The organism is Mesorhizobium sp. P3_A9, from assembly GCF_056402975.1.
Window position 1 is genome coordinate 1 of record NZ_JBFUGJ010000141.1, and the last position, 14,679, is coordinate 14,679.

A 14,679-nucleotide genomic window follows, 5' to 3' on the forward strand; every position below is an offset into this window, starting at 1 on the left:
TGCTAATGATGAGGAAATACCTCTTTTCAGCAGGGTTCGCGCTGCTTGTGGCGGCGACATCCGTGTCGATGACTGTCATGACGCCGCCGGCTTTCGCCAGCGAGATCAAATACATCGTCAACGACATACCAATCACGTCAGGCGATATCGCGCATCGCGCCGCCTTTTTTAAGCTGCAGCGCAAGAAGGGCGATGCCGCCCAGGAAATGATCGACCAGACGCTGCGCATGGCCGAGGCCAAGCGGCTTGGCATCCGCATCACCGATGCCCAGGTCGAGGCTGCCTATCAGCGCTTTGCCGCGGGCAACAAAATGCAGATCAGCCAGCTTGATGGCGTGATGGAGAAATCCGGCGTCGGCAAGGACCATTTCAAGGAGTTCATCCGTGCCCAGATGGCCTGGAACCAGGCCTTGAGCGCGCGTTACCGTTCCGGCGAAGGTGGCAGCGTGACCGAACAGGATGCGGTCAGGCGCATGCTCGACAAGGGCGGGGCCAAGCCGAGCGCTACCGAGTACATGCTGCAGCAGGTCATCTTCGTCGTGCCCGCTGCCGAACGCGGCGCGACGCTGGCCAAGCGCAAGCGCGAGGCCGATGCCATGCGCGCCCGCTWCAACGGCTGCACCACGACGCGCGAATTCGCCAAGGGCCTCATCGACGTTACCGTTCGCGATCTCGGCCGGGTGCTTGCGCCGCAATTGCCGCCGGACTGGGCCGACCAGATCAAGGCCACCAAGGTCGGCGGCGCCACCACCACGCGCGAGACCGAGCGCGGCGTCGAGTTCATCGGCATCTGCTCATCGCGCGAAGTATCCGACGACAAGACAGCCCAGATGGTGTTCCAGAGCGAAGGCTCCAACGACAAGGCCGCCGACGATCTCAGCAAGAAATATGTCGACGAGTTGAAGGCGAAAGCCCGCATCGTCAAGCGCTGACGTGAAGAGCGCGATGACCGCGCTGGCGCTGAGCGTCGGCGATCCATCCGGCATCGGCCCCGAAATCGCCATCGCCGCCTTCCTGGCGCGCGAGGCAGTCGGCCTGCCCGCCTTCTATCTTTTGGCAGATCCGACGCTGATCGCCTCGCGGGCAAGCCGGCTGGGCGTGTCGGTGCCGATCGTCGAGACAATACCGGCGCAAGCGGCGCAGATATTCGCCCATACCTTGCCGATCGTTCCACTGGCGGCCCAGTTCGTCGACAGTCCTGGCCGGCCGGATCCGGCCAATGCGGCCGGCACCGTCGAGGCCATCGACCGCGCTGTCGCCGCCTGCCTTGCCGGAGACGCCGCCGCCGTCGTCACCTGCCCGATCGCCAAGAAGCCGCTCTACGACGCCGGGTTCCGCTTTCCCGGCCACACCGAATATCTGGCGCACCTGGCGGCCCGGCACAGTGGTGTCGACGCGATGCCGGTCATGATGCTGGCAGGCCCTGACCTGCGCACGGTTCCCGTCACCATCCACATCGCTCTGGCCGAGGTGCCGAAGGTGCTGACCACCGAGTTGATCGTCGCGACCGCGCGCATCACCGCGGCCGATCTGGCCGGCCGCTTCGGCATTGCCAGGCCGAGGCTTGCCATTGCCGGCCTCAATCCGCATGCCGGCGAAGGCGCTTCCATGGGCTTGGAGGACGAGCGTATCGTGCGGCCGGCGGTCGACATCCTGCGCGCCGAAGGCATCGATGCTTTCGGCCCGCTGCCGGCCGATACGCTGTTCCATGCGCGGGCACGGGCAAGCTATGACGTGGTCCTATGCATGTATCACGACCAGGCATTGATCCCGGCCAAGACACTGGCCTTYGACGARGCGGTCAACGTSACGCTCGGCCTGCCCTTCATCCGCACCTCGCCAGACCAYGGCACTGCCTTCGACATCGCCGGCAAGGGCATTGCGCGSSCCGACAGCCTGATCGCGGCGCTGAAGCTCGCCAGAAAGCTCGCCGACACCGACGCAAAGGCGGTAGCCGCATGAGCGCTGCCGTTTCGGGTCCGAACGCATGAGCATCGACGGTCTGCCGCCGCTGCGCGATGTCATCGAGCGCCATGGGCTGCAGGCRAARAAGGCGCTTGGTCAGAATTTCCTGCTCGACCTCAATTTGACCGGCAAGATCGCGCGCAGCGCAGGCGATCTCACAAACACCGTGGTGATCGAGGTCGGACCSGGYCCCGGMGGGCTGACAMGGGCGCTGCTTTCCAACGGCGCCCGCCGSGTCGTCGCCATCGAGCGCGATGAACGCTGCCTGGCTGCCCTTGCCGAAGTCGCCGCTCACTATCCCGGCCGGCTGGAGGTGATTTCCGGAGACGCGCTGAAGACCGACTTCGCCGCCCTCGCCTCCGCGGCTGCCGGAGACAGTGGCCAGGTGCGGATCGTGGCCAACCTGCCTTACAACATCGGCACCGAGTTGCTGGTGCGGTGGCTGACGGTCCCGGCCTGGCCGCCCTTCTACGCTTCGATGACSCTGATGTTCCAGCGCGAAGTGGCGCAGCGCATCGTCGCCGSSSCCGGCAGCGACGCCTATGGCAGGCTTGGCGTGCTGGCCGGCTGGCGCACGSARGCSAGGATYGCCTTCGACGTGCCACCSCARGCSTTCACGCCGCCACCCAAGGTCACCTCTTCGGTGGTCCATCTGGAGCCGCGCACGACACCTCTGCCCGCTGACGTCAAGAAACTCGGCCGCGTCACCGAAGCCGCCTTCGGCCAACGCCGGAAGATGCTGCGGCAGAGCGTGAAAAGCCTTGGCGGTGAGGCCTTGCTCGAGCGCGCGGGCATCGATCCGACCCGCCGCGCCGAAACGCTCAGCGTCGAGGAATTTGTTCGACTGACCAATGCGGTGTAGCTCGCTTCTCCCCGTGAACGGGGAGAAGGAAAAAAGACTTCACACCGTTTTCTCGTCCAGCAATCCCGAGACGAAATCAAAAAGCCCGGGCCGGCGGTCCCGCCGCAATCGTTCGGCGACGACGATGCCGCGCACCTCGGCGAAGGCACGGTCGAGATCGTCATTGACGATGACGAAATCATATTCCTTCCAGTGCTCGATCTCGTTGCGGGCGTTCTTCAGCCGCGTCTCGATCACCGCTTCCTGGTCCTCGGCCCGACGTTTCAGCCGCGCCTTCAATTCCTTCATCGATGGCGGCAGGATGAAGATCGAGACGATGTCGGCACGCATCTTCTCCTTCAGCTGCTGTGCGCCTTGCCAGTCGATGTCGAACAGCATGTCGCGGCCTTGCGCCAGCGCCAGTTCGGCGGGTTCGCGCGGTGTCGCGTAGCAATTGCCGTGCACTTCGGCCCATTCAAGCAGCGCATCGGAATCGCGCAGCCGCTCGAAGTCGCGCATGGTGCGGAAATGGTAGTGAACACCCTCGATCTCTGAGCCGCGGCGCGGTCTGGTGGTGACCGAGACCGACAGTTCGAGGCTGGAATCGCTTTCCAGGAGGTTGCGCGCGATCGTCGATTTGCCGGCGCCGGATGGCGACGACAGCACGAGCATCAGCCCCCGGCGGCGGATGCGGGACCCCAAATCCCTGGCAACCATCGGTTCCTTGGCAACCATCGGCTACTCCAGATTCTGGACCTGTTCACGAAACTGGTCGACCACGGCCTTCAGCTCCAGTCCGATCGCGGTGACGGCTGCGGCGTTCGACTTCGAGCACAGCGTATTCGATTCGCGGTTAAATTCCTGTGCCAGAAAATCGAGCTTGCGGCCGACGGCGCCGCCGCCCTCAAGCAAGGCCCGGCCAGATGCGACATGCGTTTTCAGCCGGTCGATCTCTTCGCGGATATCAGCCTTGGTAGCGAGRAACGCCGCCTCCATATGCAGGCGGCTCGCATCCAGATTGGCGGACGCGTCCATCAGCAGCTTGATCTGCTCGGCGATGCGTTCCCGGATCGCCGTGGTGTCGCGAGACGGATCCGCCTCCGCGCGCAGCGTCAGCGCCTCGATGGCGTCGATGTGGCCGGACAGCAGCAAAGCCAGTGCCGCACCCTCGCCCTGCCGTGCCTGCTCCAGCCCTTTCAGTGCCACGTCGAGCGCAGTCATGATGGCGATGTCGAGCGCGGTGCGCGCCTCTTCGGTTTCCACGGTTTCGGGAATGTCGAGCACGCCACGCAGCGACAGCAACCCGTCAGCCGTCGCGGGGGCAACGCCGAATTGTTCCTGCAGCCGCTTGGCGAGACCCGCAAGGTCTTTCAGAAAGGCCTCGTTGACAACGGGTTGCGCCTGCGCGCCGGCGGCGCGGCCGATGGTCAGCGTCGCCTGGAAATTGCCACGGGCGAAACACTTCTGCAGCGTTTGCCTGACCGTCGGCTCCAGCCGCTCGAAACCTTGCGGCAGCCGCAGCCGCACCTCGACGCTCTTGCCGTTGACGGACTTGACCTCCCAGGCGATCGAGGTGCCGTCATGCTCGGCGACGGCACGCGCAAATCCGGTCATGCTCTGCAAATTCATGTCGCCTGCACACCCCTGGCGCATCACCCCAAAGCCAGTTTTCCGGACGGGGCAAGTGCGGCTTTAAAACAACCACGCCGCGGGTGCGTCAAAATCGGACGCTTGGCGTTCTTTCAAATGTCAGGCTGTCGCCTTCCGGGCAACGCCTTTCTTCGTCCTACTGGGCGTCACCCGCATCGCCGCCGGCATCGCCATTGTCGCCACCGGTGCTGTCGCTGCCATCGGCAGGCTTGTCGGTAGCCGGCTTGTCGTCCGCAGGCTTGTCGGTAGCAGGCTTGTCGGCATTGCCGTTTGTACCAGAGGCAGCGGCGGCCTTGGCCGCGTCATCGGCCTGCTTCTTCTGCAACGCACGATAACGGGCGACGTTCTCATTGTGCTCWTCSAGCGTCGCSGCAAAGACRTGRCCGCCSGTGCCGTCRGCGACGAAATAGAGATCRYCGGTCTTCGAYGGRTTGGCSACGGCYTCRAGYGCKGCRCGGCCSGGATTGGCRATSGGCGTCGGCGGCAGGCCGYTGATCASATAGGTGTTGTARGGCGTCKGCTTCTGRATRTCSGACTGGTAGATCGGGCGGTCSGCMGGYTTSCCCTTRCCGCCGAACAGRCCRTAGATRATGGTCGGATCGGATTGCAGGCGCATGCCCTTGGCCAACCGGTTGAGGAACACGGCGGCGACGCGCGAACGCTCGTCACCCCTGCCGGTTTCCTTCTCGACGATCGAGGCCAGGGTGACGAAGTCCTCGACATTGGCGAGCGGCAGGTCCGGCGCGCGCCGCTGCCATACTTCGTCGACCAGCTTCTTCTGATCGGCCACCAGCTTGTCGATCATCTGCTGACGCGTCGCGCCGCGCGTGAAGCGCAGCGTGTCGGTGGCAAGGCTGCCCTCGGGGGGCGTTGTCGACGGCATGTCGCCACTCAAGGCGGGCTCGTCGGCGATACGCTGCAGCGCCTGCTCGACCGTCAGCCCTTCTGGAATGGTCAGCGAGTACATCACCGACTTGCCGCTCTTCAGAAGCTCCATGATGTCGCGCATGGATGCCCGGGGCTTGATCTCGTATTCGCCGGCCCTGAGCGCGGAATCGTTGCCGAAGGCACGCACGCCAAGGCGGAAGACGCGGGCGTCGCTGATCAGTCCGCGGCGCTCAAGCTGGTCGGCGATGTCGGCGACGCCGGTGTTCGGCTTGACCAGGAAGGTGTCTCCATTGGCCGAGGGGCCAGCTTCGGTGAATTCCTGCTTGCCGAAGTAAAGCGCCGCACCCGCTGCCAGAACCATCAGCATCACCAGGGAGATGACGAAGTTCATGAACACGACGACCTGGCTGCGCGAAGCGCGCGAGCGCTTCGGCGGCGGCGTTCCGGCTTCCGGCCGCAAAGCCTCGCTGGCTGTCTTCGGTACGATCGGCCCGGTGTTCGCCGGCCGCTGCCCGAATTCTCCGTTGCCCGACGGATTTGTGTTCATTTTGCCCTACCGTTTGATCGCCCAACGAATCCCCTGCGGCAGAGTAGGGGCGAATATGGCAAAATTGACGGCAGACCGAAGCATCGCCCGGTAGCCGGACGATCAGCCATTATAGCGCTGGAACACCAGCGAAGCGTTGGTGCCGCCAAAACCGAAGGAATTGGACAACGCCACGTCGATCTGGCGGGAGCGAGGCTTGTTCGGCACCAGGTCGATCGCGGTTTCGCGCTCCGGGTTGTCGAGGTTGATGGTCGCCGGCGCGACATTGTCTCTGATAGCGAGGATCGAAAAGATCGCTTCGGCGGCACCCGCCGCGCCCAGGAGATGGCCGATCGACGACTTGGTCGACGACATCGAAATCTTCGACGCCGCATTGCCGACCAGGCGCTCGACAGCGCCGAGTTCGATCGTGTCGGCCATGGTCGAGGTGCCGTGCGCGTTGATGTAGTCGATATCTGCAGGCGTCAGCTTGGCCCGGTTCAACGCTGCGGTCATGCACCGGAAAGCCCCGTCGCCGTCTTCCGCCGGAGCCGTGATATGATGGGCATCGCCGGTGAGACCGTAGCCGGTCACCTCGGCGTAGATCTTCGCGCCGCGCGCCTTGGCGTGCTCGAGCTCTTCCAGTACCACGACACCGGCGCCCTCGCCCATGACGAAGCCGTCGCGGTCACGGTCATAGGGACGCGACGCCGTTTGTGGCGTGTCATTACGATCGGTCGACAGCGCCCGACAGGCGGCGAAGCCGGCGATCGACAGCCGCGTCACCGGCGCCTCGGCGCCGCCGGCGACCATAACGTCGGCATCGCCCCACATGATCAGCCGGGCAGCATCGCCAATGGCGTGCGCGCCGGTCGAACAGGCCGTGACAACGGCATGGTTCGGGCCTTTCAGCCCGTGCCGGATCGAAACCTGGCCGGAGACGAGATTGATGATCTGGCCCGGAATGAAGAAGGGGCTGATGCGGCGCGGGCCGCGCTCCTTGAGGATCATCGCGTTCTCGGCGATGCCTTCGATGCCGCCAATGCCCGAACCGATGAGCACGCCGGTGGCGCATTGCTCTTCGTGGGTCTTGGGTTCCCAGCCGGAATCCTTCAGCGCCTCATCGGCGGCGGCAATCCCGTACAGGATGAAGTCGCCGATCTTGCGCAATTCCTTCGGCTCGAGCACGGCCTCGGGATTGAAGGTGGCATTGCTGCCGTCACCACGCGGAACGACGTGGGCGATCTTGCAAGCAAGATCTTCCACCTCGAACTCGGTGATGCGCTTGGCGGCGCTGCGGCCGGTCAGAAGTTCCTTCCAGCTGTGCTCGAAGCCCATGCCGAACGGCGACAACAACCCTAGGCCCGTGACGACGACACGCCTCATCGCAGGTCCTCCCCGGTGATGACTGCGGAAAGCGTCAGGCCGAAGCCTTGTCGATGTACTTCACCGCATCGCCGACCGTCAGGATGGTCTCGGCTGCGTCGTCGGGAATCTCGACGCCGAATTCTTCTTCGAACGCCATGACGAGTTCGACCGTGTCGAGGCTGTCAGCGCCCAGATCATCGATGAAGCTCGCCTGCTCCGTCACTTTGTCGGCATCGACGCCAAGGTGCTCGATGACGATCTTCTTGACGCGCTCTGCGGTGTCACTCATTTGGGGCATCCTCGTCTTTTGTTTGTCTGTCTTCGTTAGCGGGCAGAATGCCGCTAATCAAGCTGAAAGATGGTCCTGCCGGAAACGCAACGGCCACGGACCGGTTTTTGCCCGAACCGCCGGGTTGCGGGCCGCATTACACGAAAAATGGCTGAGGTCCAAGGCGAAATGGTCTCTTTTCACAGCCCCGCCGTATCCGTCAGATCATAGCCATGCCGCCGTTGACATGGATGGTCTGGCCGGTRACGTAGGCGGCYTCGTTGGAGGCGAGGTAGGCGACSGCGGAGGCSACTTCRRCRSTSGTGCCCATGCGSCGKGTCGGKATCGCYGCCATGATCGCCTCTTTCTGCTTGTCGTTGAGCTTGTCGGTCATGGCCGATTCGATGAAGCCCGGGGCGACGCAATTGACGGTGATGTTGCGGGTGGCGATCTCCTGCGCCAGCGATTTGGAAAAGCCGATCATGCCGGCCTTGGAGGCGCAGTAATTGGTCTGGCCGGGATTGCCGGTCACGCCAACCACCGAGGTGATGTTGATGATGCGGCCATGGCGGCGGCGCATCATCGGATGGGTGAGTTCGCGGGTCAGCCGGAAAACGGCGGTCAGATTGACTTCGAGCACTGAGTCCCAATCGGCGTCCGACATACGCACGAACAATCCGTCCTTGGTGATGCCGGCATTGTTGACCAGGATATCGACGCCTTCGAGCTCGGCCTCCGCCTTCTGGCCGAGCGCCTTGACCTCGTCGCGGTTCGACAGATTGGCCGAGAACAATTTGACCCGGTCGCCGAGTTCGCCTGCCAAGATCTCCAGTTTCTCGATGCGGGTGCCGTGCAGGCCGACAATGGCGCCTTGCGCATGCAGCACGCGGGCAATCGCCTCGCCGATGCCTCCCGATGCGCCGGTGACGAGCGCCTTGCGGCCGGTCAGTTCGAACATTTTTTGTCTCCTGATCTGAGAGAACAGCCTTCACACGGAAGGGGTCAAATCGCCAGTGGATTATGAAAGTGCGGCCAGCGCGGCCTCAACATCGGCCGATGTGCCGACCGACGCGGTAGCGATGTCGCGGTTGATACGTCGTGCCAGGCCCGACAGCACCTTGCCGGCGCCGATCTCGTAAAGCGTAGCAACGCCGTTGGTGCCGAACCATTCCACCGTTTCGCGCCAGCGCACACGGCCGGTTATTTGCTCGACCAGGCGCGGCGCGATCTCGTCGGGATCGCTGGTCGGGGTCACGGTGACGTTGGACAGCACGGGCACCGCCGGCGCATGCTTTGCTACCCCGGCGAGCGCGTCGCGCATGACATTGGCCGCCGGCGCCATCAGCGCCGAATGGAAGGGCGCCGAGACCTGCAGCATCAGCGCCCGCTTGGCGCCCTTTTCGGTGCACAGTTTCGCCGCCAGTTCGACCGCGGCCTTGGCGCCGGAAATCACCAGCTGGCCGCCGCCATTGTCGTTGGCGATCTGGCAAACCTTGCCGGACCCTTGCGCGGCCTCGGTGCAAGCGGCTTCGACATCTGCCTGCTCCAGCCCGATGATCGCCGCCATGGCGCCCTCGCCGGCCGGCACCGCCGCCTGCATGGCATTACCGCGAATGCGCAGCAGCCGGGCGGCATCGGCAACGGAAACAAAACCCGCGGCGGCAAGGGCCGAATATTCGCCCAGCGAATGGCCGGCGACGTAGGCGACCTTGTCCTTCAGCGAGAAACCGCGCGCTTCCAGCGCCCTGATCGCCGCCAGTGACACAGCCATCAGCGCCGGCTGCGCATTGGCCGTCAGGGTCAAGGTCTCTTCCGGACCTTCCCAGATCAGCTTCGACAGGTTTTCACCAAGCGCGTCGTCGACTTCCTGGAAGACCCTGCGCGCCTCGGGAAAGGCATCGGCGAGATCCTTGCCCATGCCGACAGCCTGGCTGCCTTGTCCCGGAAAGGTGAATGCAATGGCCATGCGAGGGCTCTCCAAGACTGGTTTGCTTGCTTGATAACACGCGTTTTTCCTGCCTGTGGCGCAAGGCAGGCCGCCAAGTCAAGCCCGGTTCAGCCCGGCCCTAAGTCGCAACCCTACACCGAGTGCCTGTTCCGAAAGGGCTTTTTGGCGATCACTCATGATGAAAACCGCTCACGAATCGTTTGCTGGCTCTTCTTATTTCCGCCACAGGCGCTAGCTTTGCGTGACAATTATATGACAATCGAGTGACTTGGGTTGTCGCTGGGTGGGAAGTTAAAGTGGCAAAGAGTTCGAAACGCGCAGGTAAAGCCGCGCCTCAGTTCCTGGAAGACGATCCGTCTACCGGCTATCTGCCGGGCCGGAGATGGCCGGTCGTCCGTTATGGATTGATCAGCCTGGCGATCTCAACCATCCTGGTGTTTGCCATCGAATTGATCGTGCGCGGCGACTTTGCCGGGACGATCTCTTTCTTCCTGCAGCCGCTCAAGCCGGGCTGGACGACCATCGTCGTGTTCGCGCTAATCCTGATCGGCCTCGACGCGGTGCTCGGCCGCAGCCATCAGAGCCTGATGATCGTCGCGCCCTTGACACTGTCGCTGGCTTTTGTCGGCCACCAGAAGTCGCATTATCTCGGCGATCCACTCTATCCGACCGATTTCCTCTATGCCCGCCAGATCTTCGCCCTGCTGCCGCTCCTGGTGCGTGACCGGCCGATGACCGCGCTCGCCATGGTCGTCGGCATCGTCGCCGGCCTGTCGCTGCTCGTCTATGGCTGGCGGCTGTGGCGCCGCAAGGTTCCCGCACTCAGCCGCAAGGGCCGSCTYGCCCGGCTGACGCTGRCCGTGCCGCTGCTCGCCTTCKTCGTCTCGATCATGGACTATGCCACCTTCTCGTGGACAAGGGATCGGCTGCAGATCATCCCGATCATGTGGGATCAGAAGGAAAACTACGCCTCGAACGGCTTTGCGCTGGCCTTCGCGCTCAACGTGCCGATGGCGCATGTCTCGGCACCGCCGGGCTATTCCGACAAGGCGATCGCGGCGATCGAACGGCCGCAGGTGGCGGCCTCGGTGCCCGATGAAAAACCCGACATCATCGTCGTCATGAGCGAATCCTTCTGGGATSCGACCAAGCTGCCSGGCGTCACCATCACGCCSGACCCCATTCCCAMYGTGCGGGCGYTGCGYTCCGGTTMGATGTTYTCGCCYGAATTYGGCGGCATGACCGCMAACATCGAATTCGAGGCGCTGACCGGYTTTTCCAACGCCTTCCTGCCGGCCGGCAGCATYCCYTACCAGCAATATGTGCGCACGCCGACGCCTTCGATGGCGACCTTCCTGAAGAGCGAGGGCTACCGGGCGCGCGCCATCCATCCCGGCACCAACTGGTTCTGGAACCGCGGCGCGGTCTATGCCGATTTCGGCTTCAACGATTTCAAGTCGGAAGAGACGCTGCCGCCGATGGAAAAGCGCGGACCGCTGGCATCGGATGCGGCGATGACGGACGAGATCATCCGCGAAGCCGATGCCAGCGACGACCCGGTGTTCTTCTTCGCGGTCAGCCTGCAGAACCATGGTCCCTATGAACCGAACCGCTACTACAACCCGACCCACGCAGTGCAGGCGCCGATCAGCCAATGGGCGCGCGACTCGCTGTTGAGCTATGCAGAGGGTTCAGCCGATGCGGACCGCGGCCTTGAACGGCTGATCGAATGGGCCAAGAAGCGCTCCCGCCCCACCGTGATCGCGTTTTTCGGCGACCATCTGCCGCCGCTGGGGCCGGTCTATGTCGAGACTGGTTTCCTCAAGGACAATGTCGCGCCTCGCAAGGAGCCGACGCCGGAAGCCGCGCTTGAACATCACCAGACACCGCTGATCATCTGGTCGAACCGCTCCGGTCCGGTCGAGAATCTGGGCGCGGTGAGCCCGGCCTTCCTACCCTATCATATCCTCACCGCCGCGGGCATCACCCACCCCTACTACACAGGCTTCCTAGGCGAGGTGCGGGAGCACTACCGCGTTGTCGACCGCAACCTGCTGCTGACCCCGGCTGGCGAGGCGACACCCGATTGGTCACGGCAAAAGGAGATCGACCCGACGATCAACAATTTCCGGCTGATCCAGTACGACATGATGTTCGGCAAGCGCGGTGCGGCGCCGGACTTCTTCCCCGAGACGGTCGACAAGGTCGTCGCCCATACGAGTTGACGGGTTCAATTCGTCAATTGCAGCTTCGAGAATTTGTTGGCGATTTGCTGGAAAACGTTCGGCAGTTTTGCCGGATCGTTGACGGCATAATAGCCGCTCGGGTCGGAAGCGCAGGCGCTGTAGAGCGTGCGGTTGGCGGCGGTGTCGGACTGCAGCACCATTGTGTAGATCTGCACGCCCTCGTTCTTCAACTGCGTGCACACGCTCTTGGTCCAGCCGTCGACATTGCGTGCCGCCGTTGTCTGGTTGTCCGACCCGAAGCGGCCACCCGCCAGATAACCATAGGACGTATAGTCGGACTTGGTCGGCTGATTGCTGGCGCCATAGACGACATTCTCGCCATCGGTAAGCAGCATGACGATCTTGCTGACGCCCGGCGTCTTGAATGGCACCCCGTCTGTATAGGGCGCGCCGGGTGACAGCACCCGCATGCCCCACGACAGTCCCTCGGAGACATTGGTGCCGGAACCGTTCCACTCCGTCATCTGGCTCGCCGCCTTGCGCAATTTGTCGAAATCGTCGGTCAGGGGAACGACGGGGGTCGGGCAGGAGCGGTTGGGGCCAACCGTGATCGCGCTGCCGGTCTCGGTGACGATCTTGTTCGTCGACGCGACATATTTGGCGACCTTTTCCAGGTCGGCACCCAACAGTGCGTTGACCACGCTGCCAAGCAGGCCGCTGAGGTCGATACCCAGTATGTTGACGCCCGGCTCGGCGAGCTTGACCTTGTCGATGGTGTCGTCGAGGTACGAATTGTTGTAGCCGGTGGCCGAGTTGCCGTAGGAGCCTGACGGCTTGGTGGCGGGCTCTGGATCGTCGGGAGCGAAGTAAGGCACGAACAGCGTGTCGGGTTTGTTCGGATCCGGCGGCGTATCAGAGATGTTGTAGGTGCCGGGGCGAGCCTCGACGCAGCCTTTCCATCCCGTATCTTTCCATCCGCCCTTCAGCCCCAGTTGCTTGAACAGCGCCATATGGTTCGGCCGCTTGCCATTGATGACGGGGAAATTGATGCCGTTGGTCGATGATTTGCCGTCCATGTCGATCCAGGACGGGTCGAACCCGTCGCCATCGACATTGACCGCCGTGACGAAGGGAACCAGCGAGGCACGCACCTGGCGCGTCGGCGATTTTGTCGCCTCGAGCGTGTCCAGCAGTGACTTCGTCGCCGTCCTCAATGCCGTCATGCGGGCGCCGGCCATCGAGCCGGTATTGTCCAGCACCAGCACGACTTCGAGCTGATTGTTCGATTCGACGGCCGAGGCATCGACGACGATGTGTTTGTTCTGGCCGAACAGGAAGGCGAAGTTCAAATTGACGTCCGCAGAGGCGACAGCTTTCGTCTTGATGTAGTTGACGCCCTTGTCGACGGTCAGCGTCGCCTGCGCGTTGGCGAGTTCGCCATGCCCGGCGATGTTGGCCTGAAAATAGCGGTTGAATGCGTCGGGGCGGGTGATGTCGAGATCGCCGAGATGCGAGGAGGCAAGATTTGCGGAGTCGAGCGCATTCTGCAGGTTGCTCTTGGCTCGCATGATGGTGGACACGTCGACCGCGAAGGCCACGGCCGACAGGATGGCCGGCAGCCCGAGCCCCATCAGAAGCGCGAAATTGCCGCTCTTCGAGCGCCAGAATCTGTTGAGAAGCATCCTTACCCCCGGAAATGCTCGCCGCCTGATCTGCGCGGGTTGCCCGGGCATTTGCGCCTTCCATGATGAATCGACCGTTGACGGCGAGGGCGCAACCCTGCACAACCTGACATTGTGGTTAAGGGCCGGTTGCCGGGAAATCGCCAGGCCGTATCGGCCACGCCACCCGACTATCCAGCGCCCTGCGACATCGGTGACGCCGCTTGCCCTTGCCTTATCGGGGGATTGCTGTATAGACGCCGCCAATCTGCCGGTCCTTGCTGGGGGCTGAACGGAGGGCCGTAGGTTTTTCAAAAACCTTCGTGTGAAGCCAGAAGTGCTTCCGCCTCCCGTGTCTCCGCTCTCGACCGTCTCGAAATGCTCCTTTCTTCCCCGTACCCTTCAAGGGTTTGCGGGTCAGAGAAATTGCAGAGGCTTTAGCCGCCGGGAACCGGGAGAGAAACGAAGAAAGGCACGAAGACATAATGGCTCTTTACGAACATGTGTTTCTTGCCCGGCAGGACCTCTCGCAGCAGCAGGTCGATGCGCTTGTCGAACAGTACAAGGGCGTCATCTCCGCGAATGGCGGGTCCGTCGGCCGGGTCGAGAACTGGGGAYTGAAGTCCCTCACCTACCGGGTCAACAAGAACCGGAAGGCATACTACACGCTGATGGACCTCAACTGCCCGCCGGCAGCCCTCAACGAGATGGAGCGCCAGATGGGTCTGTCCGAGGACGTSCTGCGTTTCCTGACCATCAAGGTCGAGGCGCATGAAGAAGGTCCTTCGGCCATGATGCAGAAGCGCGAAGAGCGCTCCGAGCGCGGCAGCTTCGGCGACCGCGACCGTGGCGATCGTGGTCCGCGTTCGTTCGGCGACCGTGATCGCGGCGACCGTGGCGATCGTCCGCCGCGCAGCTTCGGTGGCGACGCCGGTGCTGATCGTGGTCCGCGCCGTCCGCGCGAAGGCTTTGAAGGGGGTGCAGAATAATGGTCGACATCAACCAGATCCCGACCCGGCGCCCGTTCCATCGTCGCCGCAAGACCTGCCCGTTCTCCGGCGCCAACGCGCCCAAGATCGACTACAAGGACGTGCGTCTGCTGCAGCGCTACATTTCCGAGCGCGGCAAGATCGTGCCGTCGCGCATCACCGCCGTCAGCCAGAAGAAGCAGCGYGAGCTCGCCAAGGCGATCAAGCGCGCCCGCTTCCTCGGCCTGCTGCCCTACGTGGTTCGCTAAGACTTCCAAAGCAGGCGGTTCGCCGCCTGCTTCCTTCTCCCACGGCGACGGGCGCCGCAGGGTTGGTTCGATGATGCATGTCGTTGTCCCAAAACCGGGACCACTTTTGGGCGACATGCATTGAAATCCCGAGTTGAGGTG

General features: G+C 63.3%; 15 protein-coding genes. 7 read left to right on the forward strand and 8 right to left on the reverse strand.

What is annotated here, in order from left to right:
* Positions 1-8 precede the first annotated feature (8 nt).
* From AC1DX0_RS19275 to rsmA, 3 genes are read left to right on the forward strand one after another with little or no spacing between them, the layout of a single operon-like run.
* On the forward strand, positions 9-932 hold the full coding sequence (locus AC1DX0_RS19275) for a SurA N-terminal domain-containing protein (protein WP_477356465.1): 924 nt from the start codon (positions 9-11) through the stop codon (positions 930-932).
* Between the two features lie 13 nt (positions 933-945).
* Positions 946-1,962 carry a 4-hydroxythreonine-4-phosphate dehydrogenase PdxA gene (gene pdxA, locus AC1DX0_RS19280; protein WP_477356455.1) on the forward strand — a complete coding sequence of 339 codons (1,017 nt, stop codon included), beginning with the start codon at positions 946-948 and terminating at the stop codon, positions 1,960-1,962.
* A 25-nt stretch (positions 1,963-1,987) separates the two neighbouring features.
* Positions 1,988-2,827: a 16S rRNA (adenine(1518)-N(6)/adenine(1519)-N(6))-dimethyltransferase RsmA gene (gene rsmA / locus AC1DX0_RS19285; protein ID WP_477356457.1), complete on the forward strand. Its 840-nt coding sequence runs from the start codon at positions 1,988-1,990 to the stop codon at positions 2,825-2,827.
* Between the two features lie 39 nt (positions 2,828-2,866).
* Here rsmA and gmk read toward each other — a convergent pair whose 3' ends face one another.
* From gmk to mltG, 3 genes are all read right to left on the reverse strand, one after another.
* Complete coding sequence (gmk, locus tag AC1DX0_RS19290) at positions 2,867-3,523, reverse strand: guanylate kinase (RefSeq protein ID WP_051643596.1); 657 nt, start codon at positions 3,521-3,523, stop codon at positions 2,867-2,869.
* A gap of 21 nt (positions 3,524-3,544) precedes the next feature.
* Positions 3,545-4,435, reverse strand: a complete 891-nt coding sequence (locus AC1DX0_RS19295) for a YicC/YloC family endoribonuclease (RefSeq protein WP_477219380.1) — start codon at positions 4,433-4,435, stop codon at positions 3,545-3,547.
* A gap of 157 nt (positions 4,436-4,592) precedes the next feature.
* The gene (mltG, locus tag AC1DX0_RS19300) at positions 4,593-5,735 is read right to left on the reverse strand and encodes an endolytic transglycosylase MltG (protein ID WP_477356459.1); all 1,143 of its coding nucleotides are present in this window, start codon (positions 5,733-5,735) and stop codon (positions 4,593-4,595) included.
* Between mltG and AC1DX0_RS19305 the strand changes: the two genes are divergently transcribed.
* Positions 5,734-5,985 (forward strand): hypothetical protein, encoded by a 252-nt coding sequence (locus tag AC1DX0_RS19305; protein ID WP_477219382.1) that lies wholly within the window; start codon positions 5,734-5,736, stop codon positions 5,983-5,985. The genes mltG and AC1DX0_RS19305 overlap by 2 nt on opposite strands.
* A gap of 8 nt (positions 5,986-5,993) precedes the next feature.
* Here the strand turns inward: AC1DX0_RS19305 and fabF are convergent, their stop codons facing one another.
* From fabF to fabD, 4 genes are all read right to left on the reverse strand, one after another.
* Positions 5,994-7,256, reverse strand: coding sequence for a beta-ketoacyl-ACP synthase II (fabF, locus tag AC1DX0_RS19310; RefSeq protein WP_477219383.1), 1,263 nt, complete (start codon positions 7,254-7,256; stop codon positions 5,994-5,996).
* Between the two features lie 34 nt (positions 7,257-7,290).
* Positions 7,291-7,527, reverse strand: coding sequence for an acyl carrier protein (locus tag AC1DX0_RS19315; protein WP_006203723.1), 237 nt, complete (start codon positions 7,525-7,527; stop codon positions 7,291-7,293).
* Between the two features lie 199 nt (positions 7,528-7,726).
* Entirely contained in the window at positions 7,727-8,464 is a 738-nt protein-coding gene (fabG, locus tag AC1DX0_RS19320; RefSeq protein WP_477356461.1) for a 3-oxoacyl-[acyl-carrier-protein] reductase, read from the reverse strand.
* Positions 8,465-8,524: 60 nt separating this feature from the next.
* Complete coding sequence (gene fabD / locus AC1DX0_RS19325) at positions 8,525-9,472, reverse strand: ACP S-malonyltransferase (protein ID WP_477219385.1); 948 nt, start codon at positions 9,470-9,472, stop codon at positions 8,525-8,527.
* A gap of 278 nt (positions 9,473-9,750) precedes the next feature.
* Here fabD and AC1DX0_RS19330 point away from each other — a divergent pair, with 278 nt between their 5' ends.
* Positions 9,751-11,679 (forward strand): LTA synthase family protein, encoded by a 1,929-nt coding sequence (locus tag AC1DX0_RS19330; RefSeq protein ID WP_477356463.1) that lies wholly within the window; start codon positions 9,751-9,753, stop codon positions 11,677-11,679.
* Between the two features lie 5 nt (positions 11,680-11,684).
* On the opposite strand, the gene AC1DX0_RS19335 is transcribed toward AC1DX0_RS19330, so the two are convergent.
* The gene (locus AC1DX0_RS19335) at positions 11,685-13,322 is read right to left on the reverse strand and encodes a pilus assembly protein (RefSeq protein ID WP_477219387.1); all 1,638 of its coding nucleotides are present in this window, start codon (positions 13,320-13,322) and stop codon (positions 11,685-11,687) included.
* Between the two features lie 464 nt (positions 13,323-13,786).
* On the opposite strand from AC1DX0_RS19335, the gene rpsF reads away from it, so the two are divergent.
* On the forward strand, positions 13,787-14,290 hold the full coding sequence (gene rpsF, locus AC1DX0_RS19340; RefSeq protein ID WP_027045356.1) for a 30S ribosomal protein S6: 504 nt from the start codon (positions 13,787-13,789) through the stop codon (positions 14,288-14,290).
* A complete protein-coding gene (rpsR, locus tag AC1DX0_RS19345; RefSeq protein ID WP_006203718.1) occupies positions 14,290-14,538 on the forward strand; it encodes a 30S ribosomal protein S18 in 249 nt (82 codons plus the stop codon). Before rpsF ends, rpsR begins: the two co-directional genes overlap by 1 nt.
* The last annotated feature ends 141 nt before the right edge of the window (positions 14,539-14,679 follow it).

Coding starts and splice junctions, on each gene's coding strand:
- gmk (WP_051643596.1), bottom strand. CDS start 3,523: ATGGTTGCCAGGGATTTGGGGTCCCGCATCCGCCGCCGGGGGCTGATG.
- AC1DX0_RS19305 (WP_477219382.1), top strand. CDS start 5,734: ATGAACACGACGACCTGGCTGCGCGAAGCGCGCGAGCGCTTCGGCGGC.
- fabF (WP_477219383.1), bottom strand. CDS start 7,256: ATGAGGCGTGTCGTCGTCACGGGCCTAGGGTTGTTGTCGCCGTTCGGC.
- AC1DX0_RS19315 (WP_006203723.1), bottom strand. CDS start 7,527: ATGAGTGACACCGCAGAGCGCGTCAAGAAGATCGTCATCGAGCACCTT.
- fabD (WP_477219385.1), bottom strand. CDS start 9,472: ATGGCCATTGCATTCACCTTTCCGGGACAAGGCAGCCAGGCTGTCGGC.
- AC1DX0_RS19335 (WP_477219387.1), bottom strand. CDS start 13,322: ATGCTTCTCAACAGATTCTGGCGCTCGAAGAGCGGCAATTTCGCGCTT.